The sequence below is a fragment of the Mucilaginibacter sp. genome (assembly GCF_964263795.1).
Classification (GTDB): domain Bacteria; phylum Bacteroidota; class Bacteroidia; order Sphingobacteriales; family Sphingobacteriaceae; genus Mucilaginibacter.
Genome location: NZ_CAXVWK010000057.1, coordinates 80,297 through 103,615, shown reverse-complemented (window position 1 = coordinate 103,615; position 23,319 = coordinate 80,297). Strand labels below are relative to the sequence as shown.

Sequence of the window (23,319 nt, the reverse complement as noted above, 5' to 3'; positions counted from 1 at the left end):
TATATCATCATTTAAAATCGATCTGCTAACAAGCGGAAAAGGAGGTGCTATGAAAATTTTAAAAGTAACGTTACCCGTGAGCCTGGCCATTGTGCTGGTCTCCTTCAATGCAAAAAAAGCAAATGCACAGTTTGTCGTCAGCGAAGTTATTAAGTTAACGGTGACCAAGGTCATCAAAGCAATAGACCTGAAAGTGCAGCGCATGCAGAACCAAACGATCTGGCTTCAAAATGCCCAAAAAGTATTAGAGAATCAGCTATCCCGCTTAAGACTTACAGAGATCTCCGATTGGACCAGCGGGCAGCGGCAATTATACAGCGGGTATTATGATGAACTATGGAAGGTTAAGGCCACTATAGCCTATTACCAGCGCATCAAGGATCTTACCGTAAAACAGATCGCTCTTGTTACGGAGTACAACCGTGCCTGGAATTTGCTTAAACAGGATAAGCACTTCAGTCGAGCAGAATTATCGGAGATGCAAAAAGTTTATTCCGGGATACTTTCTGCAAGCGTGCAGAATCTGGACCAAATTCTTTTAGTAGTAAATCCAGGTAAAACACAAATGAGCGATGAGCAGCGCCTCGAATTGGTCAATCACGCAGGTAATCGCCTGGACGAGAACTATAGCGACCTGCATCGTTTCAATACCCAAAATCAGATCCTCAGCCTGCAGCGCAGTAAGGAAACAGGTGATACCAAAACAACACAATCGCTTTATGGAATCAATTAAGGAAATTAAAGCAAGGTCTGCCGGGATCAGGCAGCGGGCCAGGTCGCTGTTATTGTTTTCGCTTTTTTCGGCGATCAGTGCGGGGATGGCTGCTAATGCGGACGCTCAAACCTTTGCGGAATGGTTCTCACAAAAGAAAACGCAGAAGAAATACCTGTTACAACAGATCGCTGCCTTGCAGGTTTATTCCGGTTACCTCAAAAAAGGTTACGGCATCGCTTCCAATGGGTTGGGCAGTATATCAGGTTACCTTAAATCGGAGAACAGCTTGCACACGACTTTTTATAGCCGTTTGAAAACGGCCGATCCTGTTGTGAAAAACAACCCGATGGTCAAAGAGATTATGACCTGGCAACAAGATATCCTGAAGAAAACGCAGGAGATCTACGGGATCAGTGAAATGACCGCAGCAGAGAGAAAGTACTTGTCCAATGTGCGTGTTGCCGTCTTAAATGACTGCGACCAGCAGTTAAATGCATTGCAAAACGTCATTAGTGACAACAAATTAGAGATGAGTGATGCAGACCGGTTAACACTGCTGTCTAAGATCCATGCTTCCATGCTGGCTAATTATAAATTCGCCACCGGCTTTTCCGAACAGGTAAAAATATTGGCTATAAGGCGTGAGCAAGAACAGGATCAGGTTGTGGCATCGAAACGGGTTCATGGTATCAATTAAGCTAACGGTTATGAAAAAGCAATGTGGTATATATATAGTTTTCGGTCTTTTCAGTTTAGTAACTTTTCAATCAACTCCCTGTCAGGCACAAGGGCAGGAACTGCAGCAGCTATTGTTGAACATTGAAAAGCTGACCCAAATGAAAAGCATATTATCAGATATGAAAACCGGGTATCAGATCTATCAGCAGGGTTACGGAACGATCTCATCGCTGTCCAAAGGCAATTTTAACCTGCACAGCGTGTACCTAAACGGGCTGATGGCTGTCAGTCCTGGAATCAGGAATTATGGACGTGTCGCAGAGATCATCTCTATGCAGTCAACTTTAATAAGCGAATACAAAAGAAACTTTAAGCAATTCCGACAAAGCGGGACTTTCAGCGCCAGCGAAATCAACTACATGAGTAATGTCTACAATAAGCTGATAGTGGAAACCCTGGATAATATCGGGGAACTTACTAATGTCATCACCGCAAATAAACTGCGTATGTCTGACGCCGACCGGATCAAAGCCATTGACCGTATTTATGCGACCACTGCCGATAAGTTTCAGTTTCTCCGGTCATTTAACAATCAGGGAATTACGCTATCCCTGCAGCGCAGTAAAGCAACGAATGATACCCGAACGCTTAAACAGCTTTATGGTATAACTAACTAATCAATCTTATGAAAAAGACAATGATCACAACCGCAACGCTTGCGGTAACAGGGATACTTTTTCCTTTATTTTCCCGGGCGGACGGTCTTGCAACCGACATTCACGGCCTGCAGGGCACATTAGACGGCGTATATAATGATATGCTGCCCATGTGCAGCCAGTTGATCGGCGTGGGACAGGCGATAGCCGGTTTTGGTGCGCTTTGGTATATCGCGGCAAGAGTGTACCGCCAGATCGCAAGCGCAGAGGCGATAGACTTCTATCCTTTACTCAGGCCATTCGCACTGGGGCTTTGTATCCTGCTTTTCCCCACGGTTATCGCGGTCATTAACGGGATTATGTCGCCTACTGTAAGCGCTACCGGTGGTATGGTTAAAAACTCTAATGCCGCTATCGAGAAATTACTTAAGGCTAAACAAGCTGCCGTTGAAAAGACAGAAACGTGGCAGATGTATGTAGGTGAAAGCGGCAATGGCGATGAAAATCACTGGTACAAATATACCCATCCCAATGATAAGGACGGGAGTGGCAATGCAGGTGTCTTTGACAGCATAGACCAGGGTATGAAGTTCTGGATGGATAAACAATCGTATAATTTCAGGAACAGCATAAAGCAATGGATGTCAGAAATTTTGCAGGTGTGTTACGAAGCCGCCGCCTTATGTATCAATACCATCAGAACATTCTACCTGATCGTCCTGGCCATACTCGGCCCTATCGTATTAGGTTTGTCCGTATTTGACGGCTTTCAGCATACCCTGACTACCTGGCTGGCTAAATATATCAACGTTTTTCTCTGGTTACCGGTGGGAAACATTTTCGGCGCTATCATCGGGAAGGTACAGGAAAACATGCTGAAGCTGGACATCTCTCAAGTTCAGTCCGCGGGAGATACCTTCTTCAGCTCAACAGACACCGCTTACCTTATTTTCCTCATCATCGGCATCATCGGATATTTCACCGTGCCGAGCGTCGCCAACTATATCGTTAATGCAGGTGGCGGTAACGGTTTACTTCAAAAAGTAAATACGATGGTCAGTCATGCCGCTAACACTACGGTGCAGGCGGGATCTGCTACAAGCGGCAGGATGCAGCAAGGGGCATCTAATCTTTTGAGTGCACCCGGCAATTTTATGGATGGGTACAACGGGGCAGGTACCAACGACAGTAAAGCAAATCAATACCAGGAGCAAAAGCTTGCCGGTAAATAGTTCACCACTTAATCATTTAGCCATGTTCACTCATCTCAAAAATATTGACACCGCATTTAAACATATCCGGCAATTCAGCATTTTCCTGATCATCGGCAATGTGTTTACCATGTGCTTTTGCATTTACAAAAGCAATCAGGTCATTAATCAGGCGCAGAGCCGGGTTCATATTCTGTATAACGGGAAAGTATTAGAAGCCGTCGCTGCCGACCGAAGCAGCAACCTGCCTATAGAATTGCGCGACCATATCAAAACATTTCACCAGTACTTTTTTGATCTAAGCCCGGACGATAAAGCGATACATGCTAATATATCCAAAGCGCTTTACCTGGCCGACGAGTCCGCCAAAAGGCAATATGATAACCTGCAGGAATCAGGGTATTATAACAACCTGATATCTGCCAATATATCACAGGAGATCAAAATTGATAGTACAGCGCTGGACGGAAAGCAATTCCCCTATTTGTTCACCTGCTACGCGACCGAGAAACTGGTGCGATCCAGCGGTACGGTTTACCGGAAGCTGGTGACCCAGGGCGAAGTAAGGGATATCCAACTGCAAACAGATAATAATCCGCACGGCTTCCTGATCCAACACTGGCAGATACTGGCCAATCGTGACACCGTCATTCAAAACCAATAACCATGGCCAGGAAAACGCATCAGCAACCAAATCATGCAAGCGAGCAACTCGCAAAAACGATCGCTTTGAAGATTATCAAGTGGCAGTCATCACTGGCAATTACTTTGAACAAATGGTTCAATCAGTTTTCGAAAAAGCAACAGCAATGGCTGCTGATAACATTCTGTGTCCTATCGGGATGCGCTTTGACCCTATGCCTGCTTGTTCCTTACGGCAAAATGGCAATGAATAACCCGATGAAAAATGACCAGCCAATGCATATTGGACTGCCATCAAACAAACCGAACCATGCACCACTAAAGCCAACAGATTCATTAACCCTAAAAAAATAGTAACATGGAAAATCCACAGCAAACCGGCCAAACACCGGTACACACCGAAGAATTCTTAAAAAAACGCAAGTTTTATCTCGCCATACCCATTTTGATCCTGCCTTTCCTGACCATGGCGTTCTGGGCATTAGGCGGCGGGAAAGATGCCGGCAGATCAGCAAACGTTATTACTGAACGGGGCATAGACATGGCGCTTCCATCCGCCCAGTTTAAAGACCATAAGCAAAAAGATAAAATGGACATCTATCAGGCGGCAGGTAAGGACACATCAGCCACCGAAGATGGCGTCAGTAAAAGCTTCGTACAAGCGATGGGCTTTGATCCGAAATCGATAGCACCGGCTGACACCGCTGAAGTTTCCAAGATGACTTCACCTGTCAGCAATGCTGATCAACAATCCGCAAAGATCGAAGCCAAACTGGCCCAATTAAACAGGCAGCTCAACCAGCCGCAGCCAACGTCTTATACCGGTCAGGCACCCGACCCGGAGGTGAAGCGATTGCATCAAATGATGAGATCAATGAAATCCTCCGGTGGAGAAGACCCGGAGATGAAACAATTGAGCAATATGTTAACAAAAATCCAAGCCATTCAAAATCCGGAAGTGGCTAAAGCTCAAACTGCTAAGAATAGAGAAAGTGAAAATGCTTTTCGGGCGATACCTGCGATCATAGATGGCAGACAAAAAGTGAAGGATGGTGCAGCCGTCAAATTAAAATTGACCGATACGGTGACATTAAAAAATCAGCTCCTCCCAAAAGGTCATGAGCTATTCGGAGTCTGTCAGGTCTCCAACCAACGACTGTTACTGACTATTCAGAACATCCGACTGGACAAGCAGATCATCCCCGTCAACCTCACTGTATTTAGCCTTGATGGAATGCCTGGTATTCCTGCGTCAGAGGCCGAACTGGGTGGTGCGGCATCTTCCGGCGCAGACAATGCCCTTCAAAGCATGCAGTTTTTGAGCATGGATCAAAACCTCGGCGCGCAAGCGGCTGCCGGAGGTGTCAACGCTGCCAAAAGCCTCTTCAGCAAAAAGATCAAGAAAATCAAAGTAAAATTAACCGACCAATACCCGGTCCTGCTGAAAATCAACAAATAAACATTTGCAATGGACAACATGAGCAGAAAGGCGACCTGGATGGATGCCAGCATCAATTTTTATGAGCTAAAAACGCAGCTGGCTGACCTTGGTTTCCATGATCCGACAGTTGTCGATCAATTACGCAGGATCATCATTGGCAATCATCAAGGCTACCCGAATATTAAACAAACCAAGTCGGCCGACAGCGGTCAAGCTGATTTCACGCTGTTTTTTGACAGAAACAATGAAGGACAATATAGGCTCCTTTCTATTGATTGCTCAATGGGTAGCCTAATTAGTCCAGGTAGCCAACACATGCAATACTTCCAGCCGGATGTAACAGCGGAGGACGCGATGACGCTGGTGCAACTGGTCATGCTTCAGCCAGCAATTACGCGGGATCCATTTCTGCCCCTTAACCTCACAGAAACGAAACAACAAATTAATTACTAAAAACCAAAATGATCATGAACACACAAAATTTAGAATTCTTAAAGAAAAGCCTGTTAAACCTTGGATTCGGCGAACAGGTAAATGCGGCCTTAGAAAAAAACATTGATAAGAAAGTGCCTGAATTTACGCTTGCTGCCAAGCATGAATTCAACCAGCAAAAAGTGGATTACACGCTTCATTTTAAAGGGGGTGAAAACCTGGAAAACTATTTCTTCAACAAGTTCGACACTACCCTTAAAAAAGGTAAAGAAAACGAAGAAAATCAAACGTTTTATATCAACAAAGGCAATGGCGTCACTGCCAAGGAAGCCTTTAACCTGATGGAAGGACGTGCCGTTTATAAACAACTATACAACAAAGAAGGAGAAGGCTACCATGCCTGGCTGCAACTTGATAATAACAATCAAACCCAAAATGGCAATAAAGAGATCAAACGCTTTAATGAAAATTACGGCTTTGACCTGGATCCCGTTTTAAAGGGTAAAGGCATTAAAGAACTCAACACTCCGGATGGCAAGGAAAACCTTTTTCGTTCCCTGAAAAAAGGCAACACACAGCAGATCACCGTCGAACGCGGCGGTGAAGACAAAAAATACTTCATTGCCGCCAGCCCACAGTTTAAAACCGTGGACCTATTCGACCACCAAATGAAAAAGATCAAGCGCGAAGAATTGCTGCAACCAGAACAGAAAGCAAGCAAAACCCAAAAACAGGTTGAGCAGCAAAAGGAGGGCGCTCCTGCAAAAAAGCAAAGGAGTAATAAAAAAGTAACGGTTTAATAGCAAAAGGAGCCTGGTGACCAGGCTCCTTTTTTACTTTCTGGAATCTAACTGTACCACCTTGCCTGTACACACACGCATGCAACCGATAAAGAATCACATTGAGATAACGCAGGAATTAAGTGTATAAATCACTCACTGAAGCAGCTTTATACTTACAAAAAGAATTTTAGCTAAAACTATGATCAGTAACAATTCATGTCCACCACTTCATTCCGAAACTGTACGTAACCAGCGAATACTTGATAATAAATAGTTATCTATTATTTATTGTTACTCATTACAAACCCTTAATGTTTAAAATCCCGAAATATTCCAATTATTAGGGCTTTAATAGTGTTATATTAGCTTTTATTGAAATTACTCACCATGACCAAGGAATCGATCATTGAAGAAATAATAGAGGGAATATTAAGTTTTAGGATTATCCCATTCTTTGGAGCGGGAATGAGTATTCCGGCTGGAGCAGCAGACTGGCCGGGCCTGATAAACGAACTGAGGTCTGGCATCCAAACCGAGGAAACGGACTATTTGAAAGTAGCTCAATTGTATGAAGAAAAATTCGGTCGCCCCGCTTTGCTGGAAAAATTGATAAAGCTCTGTACACTACAGGAAAAATCTTCGTCCACTCTCAGAAATCATATGCGTATCCTTGTCATGAATCCACCGATAATTTATACGACTAATTATGATGATGCGCTGGAAACTGCTGGGGAACTATTAAAGCGGGATTATTACCGGATCATAGGCTTAAAAGACATTGTGAATATGCCTCATGGTGCCAGACAGATTATCAAATTTCATGGCGACTTTTCCGACCCGGATAGTATTGTATTTACCCAGCAGGATTACGACAAACGCCTGAAGATTGAAAGAAATCCACTGGATGTGTTGTTCCGGGCGCATATTCTCGGTAAAAGTGTACTTTTCGTGGGTTACAGTTTTTCTGATAAAAATATCGATCATATATACAGTCTGCATACTGAGCTTTATGGATCGCAGGCTCTGAACCGTTCTTACATTATTTCCTTTAGACCCAACCCTCAACGGGAAGCAGAATTGAGAGCTAAAAATATAATTACACTGGTACTGGACTCGCAGGATGAATTGGCAGAATTATTAAATAGAATGGGTGAAGTGGTCGCGGAAAAACGTGTAGACAGATCCTTCGATGATATGAACGCGTCCTTCGTTACCACTGTTGTTACCGATTTCGAACTATCGGATATCAGAAGAGTTTTCGAAGAGGGCAATCTTCCAGCAGAAAATTTAGCTGAAAAGCTGAGGATGTGCATTGAAATGCGCGAAATCCCTAGCGATGTTGAAAATGAAATGGTCGAATTTATCGTTAAAGTTTTAGAAGGTGATTATGACCGAGAGATCAAAAAGCAAATTGCATTTGCCTTCCATAACATTCAATTCAAAAAATCGGAAAGTGTGCTAAAGGTAGGCTTTGGGTTGATCCCGCTGACGGAATTCGACGATTGTAGGGTCAGCCTCGAAATTCCGTTTGGCTTGGATGTGTTAATGATGATCAGCATGAAGTTTGGTGACGCATTCAACGCTGACGAGAGTCGAAGGTGTATGGCTGTCGTAATTCTGACCTATTTAGAAGCATTACGAAGTGAGCATGCAAAAACCGAATTCCGCCATATAGACCGCCTTTTAGATGCCTTGAAAGAGACCGGTTATGAAGACTTTGACGAAACCGAACTGGCCGGGTTTTCACCAGAAAATGTTCAATCGTTACTGAACTATTATTTTCAGACCCATGGAAACACTCTAAAAAACCGTTTCACATTTAAGTCCTTTAGGTCAAGAAAAAGTGGTACTGATATTCAAAAGCATATGTTATCTATGTTGCCGACAAATATCTTTAAATAGCTTAACGATTTGAATAATTATAAAAAAGGCTGAATCAGGTTCAGCCTCAATCACAAATAACAGTGATTTTAACATTCCTATAAAGTGCGCGTTATTATTTAATCCAACTCTTGATAGTGTTTGCTATCTGCATCATGTTAGCGATAACTGAAATACAAAGCCAAAAAGTAGCATAACGCCTCCTTTTTGAAATGATTAAGAACTCGATCAAGGTGTCCGATTTCCTAAACTTGCCAGAACGGCAATAAAGGAGTGTACGATGCTGTTATCCTTACACCACAAAGGTAAAGTTAGAATTTCAAAGTAAAGAATCGGTCGATTTTACGATGAAGTGTGCAGGGATATTCTATCAGGAGTATGCCAAATCATTAAACATATTGTAATTGTTCATCAATATGTTGTAGATCTTCGTTCGTTTAATATTGAGTACCTAAGGGCCTAAAGTATCCATTATTTTGCCACGCTATATAGCATGGAGAGGACGATAGGATTAAAGTTCCCTCAAAACCTTTATATGATAACACCAACAAAAAGCCCGTCATTCTTTATTTCGGACTTTTTGATTTCCTTACTTAAATTGGGAAAGCTTAAAATTATCGTAAACCGACTTTAAGCTTAAATCACCCGTGGCCGCTACAAAATGACAAATCTCATCAGCGATATCTATGTTTCCTTCTTTATAAAGACGCTCTACAAATTGTTTTAGCTCATCACTCACAAACACATGAATACCGCTTTGCCTCCAGATCTTTAAAAGCAATTCACCGGGCTTCTTCAATTGATCATACGGTTTATCCAACAGATCTTTTACCAAAAAATAGGTTGAGGAAGCGTTTGTCAAATGTGGAACAGAACTTTCCAGTAATTCAAAAGCCTCATCTTCCATTTGATAAACCATATTAATCAAACGGACCAATTCATTAAGCACTTCAGCATATTTCCCGGGATCTTTCAACGCAACTTCCGCAAGGGCCTTCCATAAAATAAGTAACCTTTCCTGAGGCACGCTCCCCAACTGGCAACACACAGCGACCAACTTTTTGTACTGGGTAGGCTCTTGATGAGCAATAAGCTCCGCAATTAGCGACTTCGGATCCTCCAGGGGATTATGGCTCATATCAAAATAATCCACCAGTGCGTATTTGCAAATTTTACCTAACTCGCCGGTATCAGCCAGATATCTTTTTACCACATAATCGTTCAAGCCTGTATCCTTCAGATATTGAACGACATTTTTGTAGATAGATGTGTAGGGAGAAAACAAACTGCTTAGCGCATAATCCTTATGCAGCGGACTGGCGTCCGGAAAGATTGCCCCGAAATTTTTCTCGCACCAAGCCTTATGTGCATAAAGTATAAACGCAAAATCATAACCAAGTCCCAGCGAATAGGCCTTATCCTTTTCCGACGTCCGTGATAAATTTCGCTCTAAATAGGCAGCGACAGAGGGTGGCAACCGTTGCTCGATGCCTTCCTCCAGTTTTTGCGACCACAATCTGCTAAAATTAATGACCGCCGAAAATAGCTTGCCATCCATCGTATTCAGGTGATAATTCATAAAATCCTTTTCAATATGGTCAAGGTTCTTGAATTGCTCCAGCTCCAAAATCTGTATAGCGGTACCTGCCAAAAAATCCAGTTCATCCTGATTTAAATGATATTCACTGTCATGTTCACTTATTTCTAAAATAAAATCCGCAAGGTGATACACTACCTCCTCCGCATATCTCGCATTGGCTTCCACCTTAAAATCATCCTGACCGATCCTTGCCATAAAGGCCGCTAACAAGGGTTTCCAGTCCTGGACGCCATTGTTCTTTACTACAGTCGCGAATCCGCTAAACACGGACTTGATAAACATCAGCGGAAGCGATAACAGTCCCGGCAGATCACGGATAAACTTTTCCGGGTCACCGATGATATACTTGGAAATCAAAAGACCCAGGCCATTAACTGAAAAATCAAATTTGTCCTTCTTTTTGTGCGCTGCAAGTCTTTCAACTAACTCCTTAACCGACAATTGTTCCAGGTCATTAGCATCATCCGGCACATCGTAGCCATGAGAAAACGTTGAATAACTATCAAATTCCGGATGGGGATTATGTTCAGGGGTTAAGGCCCCGTATTTATCTAGGTATTCATTAAGAATTGTTTGCTGTTCCTCACCTTGAGGCTTTAATGCATAAAAGTATCTTTGAATACGGTAAATACGGTGTTCCTCTTTTTCCTCGTTACTGAGATGGTGACTTTCTACACGAATATTTGTTATCCACTTGAGTAGCAGTACCAGGTTTTCAACGGAAATCTGTGGCGATATATCAACCAGCAACAGGTACAATTCATGTATTGATAACTGTGCATTTAACTCATGTTTTTGCAGGTAATCCCAAAACAACGGTTCAAGCACTACGCGGTCTGTTCTGATCAGATGAAATGCGATACGTTGCAGGATTGGCGAATCCGCTTCCAGTAAAAATTCTACAAACTCTTTTTTCTCATTTGCATCCAGTACTTCACCGGATAAACTCACCATATCAATCAATTGGTAAGACCAGTCACCATATCGTCCTGCTCTTTGCTCAGAATCTTCAATAGACGGAATGCCGTCTACTTCATAACCGTTATCAATAGCCAATGATTTGAGAATATTTGTCAAATGTTTAACCAAGGCTAACCCACCCAAATTTATTACTTCTTTTAAATGCTGCTTTAAAAACCAATGGTGGCCGTCCCGGGTATTTGGGACCACCCGGTTGTTGCTAAACTTTGCGAATTTACCTTTAAGCGGCATGCCTTGGTCCCGTTTCCGGTACCCAAATGTAAAATCCAGTACGTTTAAAAGCCCCTCGGCCGACCCTGCCTTCAGGTATTTTTCAACCATATCTTCAGACAATACACTTTCAAAGGTCACATGATCTATCGGCCAGTAGTTTCCAAAAGCTATCAAAAAGTCTGCATCCTCCTTCTGAAAAATGTACGTTGGGAGATCATGAATTATCTTCGTAACCAGATAAACGGAATGTTCGTCCAAAACGACCTTGCCCCCGGCAACCGCAGATTGAAGGTCCCTGATAATCGCGACAATAACCGCCTCTTGTTTTTCATCAACCTTCCCTGCTGTATTTGCAAGGTAACGCAAAGGAAGCCACTCCGGAAACCTTAAGGTCTTGGGTTCCGATGGAAGCTTCGACATGGGCAATACTTTAAATAAACCCTGCTCATACAATGGAATAAGCCAACCTGGCTTATCCAGGGTCCTATACAACAGAAATTGATTATTCGGGTCTTTCAAAAAATAAGGCAGAGAGCCTAGCATCTCCTTAGTTGGCACATCAAATCCCGCAAGATGGGCTATTCGATCCTGAAAAGCATATTGTGAACCTAACAGTACACCCAAAACCTTCTCATACCGGGTCCATAATTTATAATACTCTTTTAGCGTCCTCGTTTTTAAACCATGACGGTGAGCGAAAGACGGAAATTGTTTGGCAATGCTGAACCATTCATCGGCCAATTGCTTATTCTCAAATCCCATCGCTACTAAAATGGAGGCATAGTTTCCACGGCCTTCTTTTGCTTCAGGATGCTCATCCGAAACTTCCTTTGGCGCGAAAATCTTTCTGAACGTCGAATCGATCTCCCGTGTTAAGTGGGCCACGAGGTTTACCTTGGAAGTTAATAAACAGTCATTATCCATGATCAGCAGCGCGTCCTGATAAAAACCGGCAGCTTCATCACTTAACTGTTTTAAACCCGCAAGTATCTTTTCCTGCTCCTTAGTTAGCTTTTTTAATCCTTTTAACATGAGCATAATTTAGGGTGATTGGTAAAGGTATCTGGTATTTACAAACAAAGTTAACGTTATAAATAATCTCTCCACTGACCAAAAATTCTACTAAGTCATTTCGTATATTGCTCCGAAACCTATATTATTCCATATATGAGGTGGCCAGAATTTCAAACCGATTTAGCCGTTGCAGCGTCAGAGGATATTTTCAAATTTGTAGCATCAGAAAAGCTGGTTAAACTAATGGATCAAACCGTTATTACCAGCGAGGTGATCGATCTTGAACCAAAAGAACAATACCCTGATGGCGGTTATATCTACAGTCCGTCCTGGTTTTCCTTTTTCATCAGCAACAGTTTTCTGCAGCTTGGCGATGAGGAAAAAAAATCATTCTTTGCAACGCTCACTGATTTCTATGGCTCATTCTCCCCAATGTACGACGGGGAAGAAAGTTTCTCTGCGAGTGGTTCCACTTTTAACTTCTTTTTCCGGCTGGAGGATGAGCAAGTCCTGATGTTTCCGCTCTCGCTGCAAACAACCGAGATCCTGTTAAAACGAACAGAGTTGATCCTGCAAATTATTTCGGGCATTGCAACTTCTATAGATGGGCAGAGGTTAACCGATATTGAAAAAGTTTATATTCAAAGTAATAAAGTCATCTACCTGGTTTTTAATGGAGAAACATTCGTCGTCAAAGACCCTTTACAGGAAGCAGCCGACCGCTATAATAAGCGGTATATGGAAAACACTGACAGGCGCGTAGCCAAGCCGGATATTATCCTTCATGAAGAAAACCTTAACAAGCGGTTTACTTTCAGCGCCAATTGGGTGCTGCAATTTGATGGCTTACATACCATGATGGTCCAGCCAAACGACGTAAGTATCTATGCCAGCATTTGCGAAAAACACCTCCAGGAGAGTAAACGGTTCTATGAGAAGACCATCATCCCACGCCACGAGAAATATTATGGCAACTTCCCGGCAATGGAAACCCAGATAGAATACTATGAATACTTTGAACTGATCACCACTGCGCTTATATTTTCGATAACAGCAATAGAAGCGCTGGTCAATTCTTTGATACCGGACAATTATACGTTTACCACAGCGACAGGGAAGGTGAGAGACAAGGCCCATATAGAACGTAATGCAAAATTGCGGGAAAAGTTAAAGGATCATCTTACCACAATTTATCAAACTGCTGACCCTGAAACGGAAGCCTGGTGGGGGCGGTTTATCAACCTGGAAGAACTCAGGAACCAAACTATCCATACAAAGCAACACCTCTCTGAAGAACGCTACAGCAAGCTGTTAGAGATGGAGATCTTTAACATCATCGGTGTCTATAAAGAAGTATTTAATTTTTACGGACCGGTCATTGCACGCGATCCCTCCTCAATGATCAACGAGTTTCCGTACAACTTTGGTTTTGACGCTGTGCGTCCTAAACTGATCAATGACGCAAACTACAGGAAGCTTTACAACAACCTCCATAATCCTCATAATCCCTTGTAGGCTGTTTTGCGCTTTACGCAACCACGCTATTCGCTGTATCTGCCATGCAGGATGCCGCTGCTTTCGTTAACAGAGATAATGAAAAATAAAAATAAATTCCCCCAAACAACTTCCTGAGGATTCTTTACCTTATTTTAGCGCTATCAGATCTTCAATACTCATTAATTTGGTTGTCAAACCCGCTCTCATCGCAGGAGTAGCACCGCCGGCTTGTTCCCTACAAAAGTTATGATAAACACAGTGTAGGGAAAGTGAATACCAAAGGCTCATCACTTTCTTGGACATTTTGTTTAAATAAGAGAATCCGTTGACGTTTTCAGAAACTTTTTGCAAACCTGCTGCCAGGGAAGTTTCAGTCTGACCATGTCTAAGCTCAGGTATTCCAGGTAATTTATCTTTCAGTGCAGAAAAACTAAGTTGGTTTTCAATCCCATCGGATATAGATTCCTTCGCCGCCTCCGTAAAACTTGCCGGCCCAATGGTAGCAACCTCATAGTTCGCAACCACCCTTAACCGTACATCTTTTAAAATAGCCATTGCCGATTCTATATTACAAGGACTTACGGAGAAAGTTATTATAAGCTGGTTTTTATTATCCTGGGCAACCCAGGTCCAATAATCATCTGCCGTTCCGTTTGCAATAGCAGGCTCTTCCTGACTGCCCAGGTTTGCAAAACTCCAAATAAATTGGCATGCCACTTCCTTAGTCATGACCAAACTTTTGACCGTGTTTTCGTGATAGGCCAGGCAAGCTTTACCCAGATCCATCTGTAACTTGGTCACAGTGTTAATGGACACATCAGCAAGGATTGATGTGTCTTTTAAACTCATTCCATTTACCAAACATTCAACGATCTGGACTTTTTTGCTCAGGGGTATTTTATTCATTGATCAAAGGTAAAAATTATTGTTAAGCATATAATTCATTATGATATTTTTTGATGTTTTTTTACATCTACAATTATTATATGTGAAAAAATTCTATATTTGTAAGTAAAGAAGTGAAGTATTTTTGCATCTCTTATTATCCAAATGGGCAAACACGACGAAATAAATTCATTATTAGAGAATATCTTCAAAGAAGTTGGGTTAAGGCAATTATTTGAACGGCGCCTCCATGAATTGAAGACCACGCAAACGGCAATTGAGCGTTGGTTGGGCGTTAGCCACCGGACCCTTGACGGGCTGTTGGATGGTACGCAAAAAAAAGTGGATTACCTGGTACTAACTAACGTGGCCCTCTTTTTAAATATGACAACCGAAGAAGTTATTGAGATCCACTTGAAGCAACTTGAAGAAAACTTCGAACTGCAAAACACAACTGCTAATAAAAAGAAGTTCATTAAAGAAAGCTTCGACCTCATCGCTTTGCGTAAAGCCGGCGTTATCAAAACATTAAACGATTATGTCGAGATCGAGAATAGCTTAAAACGATCTTTAAACTTAAATTCAATTTTTGATTATAAAAAAAGAACATTTATCACTGCTTTTTGGGCTGGGAACGTTTCTACAAAAAATACTGCTAAAAATGCCCTGACCAGGGATTATTGGCTTACCCGGGCAAGGACGATACTTTCCAAACTGGATAATCACTACCATTATGACCGGGAGGAACTTATTAAATATTTCCCACAAATAAAATGGCATTCAACCAATGTTGAATTCGGTTTGGTACACGTGGTCAAGGTGCTTTACCGATTAGGCGTTACAGTAATTTTTCAATCACCACTATCTTCCTTACACCTGCGTGGAGCAACCATTGTGTTCAACGACAAGCCATGCATAATTCTGACTGACTATAAAGGGTTTTATCCAACGCTTTGGCATTGCCTCTGCCACGAGCTATATCATGTGCTATTTGACATGGACGAAATAAAAAAAACCTCTTATCATGTGTCCGAGGATATTGAAGAGTCCCTGACCCTTAATGAGCAGGAAGCAGAGGCCGACGAGTTTGCAAGGCGTTATCTATTCGCTGAAGAAAAGATGCGGATTGCCGAAAAATACATCAGGAATGACGCCTATGTAAAAGAGGTAGCGCGTGAAAATAACGTTCATCCAAGTATCGTGCATATATATTACGCTTACGATCACGGAAAAACAGATCGCCTTGCCTGGGTAAGGGCTAGACGCGAAATGCCAAAAATTGAAAAGGCGATCTATCGCTTAGAGTTCCCGTTGAATGAGGAGCACACCATAGATGAAATAGTAAAAAATAAAAAATTGGAAATATATAATTAAAAAAATGGGAGATTTAGACGAAAAGGATGCCTTAAAAGGCCACAACCAACAGGAAGAGAACCTTAAAAAAATACCCTCGAAACAAGAGGATTTGGCGAGGATATTTGAAGAGACCGAACTTCGCAATAAAAAACCTGACACTGAGAAAGAGAAAATAATTATCCGCCTGATCAATGGAGAAGAGCTGGATTTAAATGTTCTCGCATCAACCATACAAAAACATGGGCCTCAGTTCTCACAGGAATTCTACAACCAGATATACCGAGTATATAGTTTAAATGGCGACCCCAAAACATTCCGTAAAGACAAGGTGTGTGCCGATCTGACGATTGAAGTAATCTACAGCAGATTTAATAAGGAAGTTTTACCGACAATCCAGATTCAGAACAAATACAAAGGATACATGGAGCGGGAACACAAATACTACCAATTTTTGACTGATGAAGGTATATTGATGTTACAAGGTTTCATAGGAGACGCGATTGCGGCCTTAGAAAAGTGTAATACCGCTTACGAATTTAGAAAGCTGATGTTTGATGACCATAAAGTTGCCTATCAAACTGACCTGTTCAGACAAAACTAGGACCCGCTTTGCCAGCGCTTTGCGGCAGCCATTTTTGCTAACTCCTTACGCTGCTTCGCGGTCAGCGTTGCAGCCTTCCTCATTCCACCAATTTTTCCACCGGCGCGACCTTTAACAGTCGCACCGGGCTTTTTATCTTCATTAGGATCACTGACACTTCCTGTTGCAATATCTATAATGAATTTAGCTAACTGGTTGATATCCTTTTTTGCCATACCCAAAGTTAGGCAATTGAAAAAGAAATTGACCCAATAAAGATTAAACGACGATATCAACATCATCATCAAATGCTATCCGGTCTCTAACCGTTTTTACAGCATCGCTCGGGTATTATATTGCCAGGCGCCATTCTCCAGCTTTTTTTACCAGCCTTAATATGGAAATAATTTGCGGTGCCAAAACATGATTTATTTATTCAGGCAATATCCCAATATAATTCCCGCATCAGCAGGTAGGTCCGGCTTAAATCCTGTTCAGGCTGTTCCTCCGTAATTTTTGCGACTTGCTTTTGAAAGCTTTTGTGCTTATCATTTGCGACCAGGATATCCCAAAGTCCAAACCGTCTAAAGGCCCGTTCGATATAAACCCAGTTATCTCTATGTTTTATAATGGCCTGCACAGCGAAGCTGATCCAGTTTTTATAACCGAATCCGAAAATCTCCTTTCGCCTGGCACTCTCAACGGCAAACAGAAAAGTCAGATGGTTATACACATCATCCACAAGTTCCTTAGTTTCAAGTTGATCACACCACTTTAACGCCATCAATTCATGGGCTTTATCGCCCTCATGCATATCCAGTAGACCATGTTCCTCAATGTCCCCATCGGCAAGCCGATAACCTCTTTTAAATAAACTCTTGATCAGCGGCTGTCGGTAATCCAAATTACGGTTTCTCATGATCTGCTGGAATGTGGTCGTGCCATCATCATCCACAGCGTTCACATCCATGACGATGCGCTTATCCCCCAACAAATATTTGATAAAAGAAAACTGGCCCTCCGGGGTATTCGCTATATAATAGTTAAGTAACGTTAGACCCTTCGGCCGCCTGGTATCAAAACCGAAACGCTCATTAAGCACCTCCAAACCCATGTAGGACAGCCGGTCGAGTTCTTCATGAAACTTATAAAAATCCCATTTCCTGGCCCTGTAATCTTTCAACTTTTTAATGACTGTCTCTGCGCTCTTCTCGGCTGCTTCCCGGTTTACACGCCTGCGCTCTTCGCGCTCTTCCTCAGCATCCTTCTCAATTTTCTTTTCAAGCGTCAATTGGGCCTCTTTTAATTTCTGCTCATAATTCAGGTAATATACCTGGTATTCGCGCCCGCTAAACTGTATTTCAGACATGGCAACTGACTTTGTTCGCCAGGGTGAAAGAATCGTATTTTCTTTGGTGATAAAAGTGGATTTGTACGTACAGGACAGTTTGAAATCATGCACCGATTCATCCAACTTAAAGAAATTTTGCGATGGGGTTAGGTATTTAATATCGCGTTCCATTTTTGACTGGCCCTGCACGTCAAAATTATCGAGGATCCATACCAGGTAAATTCCCTTCCCCTTATAAAAATTATGCCGGCCTAGAAGGTAGCGCTGTGAGAGGTTAGACAACTGGATCTCAAACGCCATTTTTTTTCCTTTATAAACCCCATAAACATCAGGCCTGCGCTTCTCCACATCGCTGAAAAAAAATTGGGTATCGGCCGCAACCGAACCGGGTTCAACGCCTTCGGTGTCGTTAAGCAATTCCGCGATCCTGTTTTTAAGAAATTTATGTCTTGAACTTTCCCGCGCCCGAAGGATGTCATTATACTCCTTAACTTCCTCATTGGTCATGCCGCCATCTTTTAAGGGGCAATCATTAGCGTTAGGAAAATGCTTGAAATGCAGTCGGTCGTTTTTACTGTCGGAAACGATCAGCGCCTGGTCGCATTTACAGCAATTAATCTCCAGCTCGCCCGCATTATAACGGCGCCTGATCTCATAACCTTCCTTAGCCGTTTTAAAAAGGCTATGCGCGTCGTACTGCTCGCCCGTTTGTTTATCATAAGCAATATCTATCGAGCGCTGGTAAGCCATTTTATAATCCGTCGCAGTTTGAGGTTTTCGAGAAGCTTAAAGGTACAATAAAATGGATTTTTAACTTCAAAACAGGCAAAAAATAAACCCAAACACTTGCTGTCAGGGGCGTTCAACCTAAACCTTATCACAATTAGCCGTTAGGTTCCGGCTAAGACTGATGCAAGCTAAGAAAATTTCCAGGTTTAAAACTTGCACCATCAAACCCAATTCATTTCCATAGGGCGTTAAGTGCCATTTCACACAAACAGCTTTATTATTTCTTCTACTATCTTTCCGATTAAAACGATTTGCCCAAGGACTTTAGCCCACGCTAAAACTTCATTGGTTCTCCCAACTTTTAAACCCTGTTTATCTCTTTTATTAAATGATTTCATACATCAAGTGTTATTACTTGATGCAAATCTGGTGGGTACGTCAGAACAGTAACCGGTTACAACTGGTTACAAAGTTGAATCAGCTTGCTCAATTGCTGTACGCAAACTTGCTAAATCAGCTTCAATTTTTGGTTTTGCTGTCTCATCGCTTATTAAATAAATGTGCACACTTTCAAATAAATCGAGTTTGTTTTTATTCTTCTTCTTTGTGTTTTCTGCCCCAACACGGTTTGCCTTACTTCTGTAATGGGAAAAGGTGTTAAACAACCTGTCACCCGAAGTATGGCCATATTTTTCAATAATAGAATTGGCATTTGACCTGGTTACCATGCAATCAGTGTAATGACAGATCAAGGCGACTTGTTTTATGGTGAGATGTGGCGTATTTATTTGTGCGGCTGTAGTGTCAGGAATGTATTTTGCAGGTGTTGAGGTTGCAGCCTTTTTAGTTTTGAAAGCCAAAAATTCTGTGAAAACATCTTTATTAAGGAACATTTGATACTGCTCCTCATTGCGATATTCCCAATTTTTATGCTCCTGCAACCATACATTAAATTGGTAGTTGAAAGCACCCTGTGCAATCAGGTAATCTTTTTTGTTAGTGTAAGTTTCGATCACGCCATCTTTTATGGCAGCGGCAAACAAATCTTCAAAGTTGTGGAATACCACATCTTCTGGCTCATCCGTTTCCATTGCAGACAGTACCTCGCTAACGTCGATACCATGATTGATCGCTGTTGTAAAAGCAATGCCGTACCTTTCAAATTTGTTTCTCATTTTCTGATCCACCTTACAGTACTGCTTTTCAGGTGTATCTCCATTAAAACTCAGAAACTCGCTTTGTATCAACTTTAACGTCGCATTGAGTTCTTCATTCATATTATTGACCGGATATCCACCAAACCATTTCAGGATAAAACCATACAAGCTGTGCGTTGCACGGCCAGACAATGGAAGACCTTGAAAATGTTGCATTACAATGTCACCGTTATTGTAATTCAGCATTACAAAGTTTTTTTGCTTATCGATCAGATTTAATATTTCAAGCGGCGTAAACAAACCTTTTCCCTGGCCACTTTCAAAAAAACTGATCGTTTCATTAACCAGCTTCTGATTTGGAATCACCTCTTCATTGGTAAAATGGCTCAAAGGGCGGTCGGAAGAAATATCCTTTAAAACGTTATTTGGAGATTCTTGCTCTTCTTTTTCTTCGACTACCAGAACCGTTTCATTTATTAATACTTTGATTAAGCTTTTTAAATCAAACATTCCTTTTCGCCATTCTCTTTTGATATGCTCCCGGTCATTAGTTATGATTTTAAAGTCTCCAATTTTCGTATCAAAATCTATTTCATTCCACGCTCTAACATGCCTTTCGCATTTAGGGAATTTAATATTGATGAAGGCCGCTACTTCCTTTAAAATATCATCAAGTTTTGAGTAGGTATCAAGTAACAAAGCCTTGTCCTCATCTGTTAACTGATAGCCAAATTCTGCCGCACGTAGATGGAGAATATCGGGCAGGTTTGCTGTTCGTTGTTGTAAATCATCAAGAATTTTAAGGTCTTTAACTGTCATTGGTTTGTGCGAAAATCTAAAATTAACCATTCGCAGATAAATAACAATGTGCAGACCGACGCGACTTTAGTATATGTGTAATTCTATGGCTTCAAGTGTCCAAGTCCACTAAAAGAGAAAATGCAACTCCTATAATCATCTGAAACCGTTCCTTAAATTTGCATCGTCTTGCCGGAAAGCCATAAACCTAATCAACGGCATACTATAAATAAATGATTGACGCTGTTGAAATAAAAGGATACTGGTTTTTACCTGATGACCCGGAAAATAGGATTGCAGGAATTTTAACTTATCTGCCGAACCGAAAAATCACCTTGGAATTAATCGGTTCTTTCAAAGACCCTCATGATTATATGTTCGCTTTAGCACAGGATGACTCCAAGCGCACTGATATTATCCTGGGAGAAAGTTCTGATGCCGAAAGTATTACATTGCTCAACTGTTCGTCTTACGGCACCCTGAATTTTAGCTGCTCTTTCCCGATGCAAAAGTTCAACGTTCAATATTGTTTACAGGGGATACATTTAAAAAGTCTGCAAGATGCGGCCTTTAATCAGGTGACGGTTAAAATGCCTGGCCTGACTAAATGGGTAAATCACTATTGCGTAAAATACTCCATACCATTTAAGAACGACAAGGTTAATGGTTTCAACCTAAGTTTTGATCGTGATAACAGCAACATTATTTCGGTTCAACTCGGCAATGATTTAGACTTGGAGTTAGAATTTACATGCTCGCCGCCAGCGACTCCTCATGATGAAAAACTGCTCGTCCGGCAGGCATACCAATTAAACATCCTTTCAAAAAGTAACCTGCCATTTCGGGAATTGCTTTCACAGATTTCAAAATTCAAATCGTTTCTCACGCTTGGTACGCTAACCAACATTGGTTATCAATCCATCGAATTGTACTCACCCAATGAATATCAGGAGTTAATGGATGGCGAGAAAATTCACCATCCTATCAACTTTTATTATAATCAATTAGATAAGGTAAATGCGGATAAGATAAACACCAAAGACTTTTTATTTACTTATGACAGTATCGAAGCTTCTTTTGAAGATGTAATTAAGAATTGGTACGGTTTTGATGATTTAATGGCGCCGATCATAAAACACCTTATTGAGAGCATTCACGAAAGAAACATATTCAATACCGGAGATTTCCTGATTGTCGTACAAGCTTTAGAGGGTTATGCAACCCGGTTCAGGCCGAACATCCCGGCGAGTGGCAGGTTTGTTACACTTAAAGAGCAGTTAACGTTTTTACGCGACCAGTTTTCTTACGTGCAACTGGTTAAAAACACCTCACTATATCTGGATATCGTGGTCAATTCCCGACATTACTATTCTCATTTCTTTCACAAAAAGGCAAATGTGCATGTGGCTACGGGGATAGAACTGTATGAACTTACACAAAAGCTTAAAGTCATATTGGTTTGCTGTGTACTTAGTCAGGTCGGCTTTGCACAAAATGATATTATTACCATCATGAAAGCCTACCGGGATCGGGTTAATTGAACAAACGATGCGTTACATAGATCAATATATAGCGGAGCAAAGTGTTGCTATTAGTGAAGCGATTGCAGGCCGTAAAATCATTTATCTCGATTTAAAATACTGGATTTTGCTTAGGGATGGGTTAAACAGTGGTCAGGAAACCACCACGTATAAGCTAGCCAACAAGCTCATTGAACTTTACGAAAGTAAGAAGTGTATTTTCCCGGTTAGCGAGGTCGTGTTTTGGGAGATGATGAAGCAGTACGACAAAACTTCATTGCTAAAGACATTTCAATTGGTGGAAAAGCTTTCCGAGGGGATAGCTATACTCAGCGATAAGCAACGAGTAAAAATTGAATTTTCTTGTTGGTATTCCACTAATGTAGCAACAGACAAAAAGCTTATACTTAACCAGTTTGTATGGAGTAAACTCCCATTAATTTCAGGCTACTTATTCTATTCGCATAAAGTGGAAGAATTACCAGATGCTCTGAAAATGTCGTTCCTTGATTTTGTATGCCATATGCCTTTGTCTGTGCTTATCGAACAACCACAATTTTCACACAGCCCTTTCACCGGTCGCGATAATGTGAAGTTGATGAACAGCGATAAAGAAAAATATAAGCACGAGAATAAAAACCGGACGGAAATGTTTTTTTCGGAACTGTGGGGTGTTTTAGATTGTTTTGGCGATCAGTTTAATGAGGTTATACAGGAGCTTTATCAGAAAATGACCTGGCATCTCCCTACCGCCGAAGAGATTGCCAACACTGACAAAACTTCGTGGCAAAAACTAATTTATCAGTGTTTTAAGCTTGGCAAAGTAACAACGCAGTTTCCTACAGCTAAAATAACCGCGGCCTTAGCCGGTTCGATGCGCTGGAATAAAAACAGGAAATATACAGACGGGAACGATACGTTGGACATCATGCACGCAGCAATTGCGTTGCCGTATTGTGATTACTTTTTCACCGAGCGCGAATTGCATACCATTATCGGACAGGAGAAATTGGATACCCTATTCCAATGCCAGGTAGAAAGTATGCCGGAAGCCATATTGGCTACACTAAACGCCTTATAGTAAATGCCCTGCCTTGTTCTCAATAAACCTTTTTGATTTTCTTACTTGCTTTTTGATCCTTTAATTTTACCTTAGTGATAAGGAATCGAGCGCCGTAGTTGTGAGTGACTGAAACGCGA

The 23,319-nt window shown here is 41.7% G+C and carries 21 protein-coding genes; 15 read left to right on the top strand and 6 right to left on the bottom strand.

What is annotated here, in order from left to right:
- Positions 1-49: 49 nt before the first annotated feature.
- The 10 genes from ACE5CV_RS10280 to ACE5CV_RS10235 all read left to right on the top strand — a co-directional run bounded on the left by ACE5CV_RS10280 (position 50) and on the right by ACE5CV_RS10235 (position 8,459).
- Complete coding sequence (locus ACE5CV_RS10280) at positions 50-733, top strand: conjugal transfer protein TraI (protein ID WP_374950075.1); 684 nt, start codon at positions 50-52, stop codon at positions 731-733.
- Entirely contained in the window at positions 720-1,412 is a 693-nt protein-coding gene (locus tag ACE5CV_RS10275) for a hypothetical protein (RefSeq protein ID WP_374950074.1), read from the top strand. Before ACE5CV_RS10280 ends, ACE5CV_RS10275 begins: the two co-directional genes overlap by 14 nt.
- A 10-nt stretch (positions 1,413-1,422) precedes the next feature.
- Positions 1,423-2,070: a TerB family tellurite resistance protein gene (locus tag ACE5CV_RS10270; protein ID WP_374950073.1), complete on the top strand. Its 648-nt coding sequence runs from the start codon at positions 1,423-1,425 to the stop codon at positions 2,068-2,070.
- A gap of 8 nt (positions 2,071-2,078) precedes the next feature.
- Positions 2,079-3,281 (top strand): conjugative transposon protein TraJ, encoded by a 1,203-nt coding sequence (gene traJ, locus ACE5CV_RS10265; RefSeq protein ID WP_374950072.1) that lies wholly within the window; start codon positions 2,079-2,081, stop codon positions 3,279-3,281.
- A 22-nt stretch (positions 3,282-3,303) separates the two neighbouring features.
- On the top strand, positions 3,304-3,924 hold the full coding sequence (gene traK, locus ACE5CV_RS10260) for a conjugative transposon protein TraK (protein ID WP_374950071.1): 621 nt from the start codon (positions 3,304-3,306) through the stop codon (positions 3,922-3,924).
- 2 nt (positions 3,925-3,926) lie between these two features.
- Positions 3,927-4,256, top strand: coding sequence for a hypothetical protein (locus tag ACE5CV_RS10255; RefSeq protein WP_374950070.1), 330 nt, complete (start codon positions 3,927-3,929; stop codon positions 4,254-4,256).
- 4 nt (positions 4,257-4,260) lie between these two features.
- Entirely contained in the window at positions 4,261-5,361 is a 1,101-nt protein-coding gene (traM, locus tag ACE5CV_RS10250; RefSeq protein ID WP_374950069.1) for a conjugative transposon protein TraM, read from the top strand.
- An 18-nt stretch (positions 5,362-5,379) separates the two neighbouring features.
- On the top strand, positions 5,380-5,796 hold the full coding sequence (locus ACE5CV_RS10245; protein WP_374950068.1) for a hypothetical protein: 417 nt from the start codon (positions 5,380-5,382) through the stop codon (positions 5,794-5,796).
- Positions 5,797-5,810: 14 nt separating this feature from the next.
- Positions 5,811-6,575 carry a hypothetical protein gene (locus ACE5CV_RS10240; protein ID WP_374950067.1) on the top strand — a complete coding sequence of 255 codons (765 nt, stop codon included), beginning with the start codon at positions 5,811-5,813 and terminating at the stop codon, positions 6,573-6,575.
- 369 nt (positions 6,576-6,944) lie between these two features.
- Entirely contained in the window at positions 6,945-8,459 is a 1,515-nt protein-coding gene (locus ACE5CV_RS10235; protein WP_374950066.1) for an SIR2 family protein, read from the top strand.
- Positions 8,460-9,027: 568 nt separating this feature from the next.
- Here the strand turns inward: ACE5CV_RS10235 and ACE5CV_RS10230 are convergent.
- The gene (locus ACE5CV_RS10230) at positions 9,028-12,270 is read right to left on the bottom strand and encodes a hypothetical protein (RefSeq protein WP_374950065.1); all 3,243 of its coding nucleotides are present in this window, start codon (positions 12,268-12,270) and stop codon (positions 9,028-9,030) included.
- Positions 12,271-12,399: 129 nt separating this feature from the next.
- Here ACE5CV_RS10230 and ACE5CV_RS10225 point away from each other — a divergent pair, with 129 nt between their 5' ends.
- A complete protein-coding gene (locus ACE5CV_RS10225) occupies positions 12,400-13,761 on the top strand; it encodes a hypothetical protein (RefSeq protein WP_374950064.1) in 1,362 nt (453 codons plus the stop codon).
- 129 nt (positions 13,762-13,890) lie between these two features.
- Here ACE5CV_RS10225 and ACE5CV_RS10220 read toward each other — a convergent pair whose 3' ends face one another.
- Entirely contained in the window at positions 13,891-14,649 is a 759-nt protein-coding gene (locus ACE5CV_RS10220; protein WP_374950063.1) for a hypothetical protein, read from the bottom strand.
- Between the two features lie 144 nt (positions 14,650-14,793).
- On the opposite strand from ACE5CV_RS10220, the gene ACE5CV_RS10215 reads away from it, so the two are divergent.
- Together ACE5CV_RS10215 and ACE5CV_RS10210 are read left to right on the top strand one after the other, a co-directional pair.
- Positions 14,794-16,002: an ImmA/IrrE family metallo-endopeptidase gene (locus tag ACE5CV_RS10215; RefSeq protein WP_374950062.1), complete on the top strand. Its 1,209-nt coding sequence runs from the start codon at positions 14,794-14,796 to the stop codon at positions 16,000-16,002.
- A 4-nt stretch (positions 16,003-16,006) separates the two neighbouring features.
- Positions 16,007-16,585, top strand: coding sequence for a P63C domain-containing protein (locus ACE5CV_RS10210; RefSeq protein ID WP_374950061.1), 579 nt, complete (start codon positions 16,007-16,009; stop codon positions 16,583-16,585).
- On the opposite strand, the gene ACE5CV_RS10205 is transcribed toward ACE5CV_RS10210, so the two are convergent.
- The 4 genes from ACE5CV_RS10205 to ACE5CV_RS10190 all read right to left on the bottom strand — a co-directional run bounded on the left by ACE5CV_RS10205 (position 16,582) and on the right by ACE5CV_RS10190 (position 20,620).
- Positions 16,582-16,800 (bottom strand): hypothetical protein, encoded by a 219-nt coding sequence (locus tag ACE5CV_RS10205; RefSeq protein WP_374950060.1) that lies wholly within the window; start codon positions 16,798-16,800, stop codon positions 16,582-16,584. The genes ACE5CV_RS10210 and ACE5CV_RS10205 overlap by 4 nt on opposite strands.
- 200 nt (positions 16,801-17,000) lie before the next feature.
- Complete coding sequence (locus ACE5CV_RS10200; RefSeq protein WP_374950059.1) at positions 17,001-18,665, bottom strand: DUF6035 family protein; 1,665 nt, start codon at positions 18,663-18,665, stop codon at positions 17,001-17,003.
- 239 nt (positions 18,666-18,904) lie between these two features.
- The gene (locus ACE5CV_RS10195; protein ID WP_374950058.1) at positions 18,905-19,042 is read right to left on the bottom strand and encodes a hypothetical protein; all 138 of its coding nucleotides are present in this window, start codon (positions 19,040-19,042) and stop codon (positions 18,905-18,907) included.
- A 66-nt stretch (positions 19,043-19,108) separates the two neighbouring features.
- Complete coding sequence (locus ACE5CV_RS10190) at positions 19,109-20,620, bottom strand: hypothetical protein (protein WP_374950057.1); 1,512 nt, start codon at positions 20,618-20,620, stop codon at positions 19,109-19,111.
- A gap of 212 nt (positions 20,621-20,832) precedes the next feature.
- Here ACE5CV_RS10190 and ACE5CV_RS10185 point away from each other — a divergent pair, with 212 nt between their 5' ends.
- On the top strand, positions 20,833-22,140 hold the full coding sequence (locus ACE5CV_RS10185) for a HEPN domain-containing protein (protein WP_374950056.1): 1,308 nt from the start codon (positions 20,833-20,835) through the stop codon (positions 22,138-22,140).
- 7 nt (positions 22,141-22,147) lie between these two features.
- On the top strand, positions 22,148-23,200 hold the full coding sequence (locus ACE5CV_RS10180) for a hypothetical protein (RefSeq protein WP_374950055.1): 1,053 nt from the start codon (positions 22,148-22,150) through the stop codon (positions 23,198-23,200).
- Positions 23,201-23,319 lie beyond the last annotated feature (119 nt).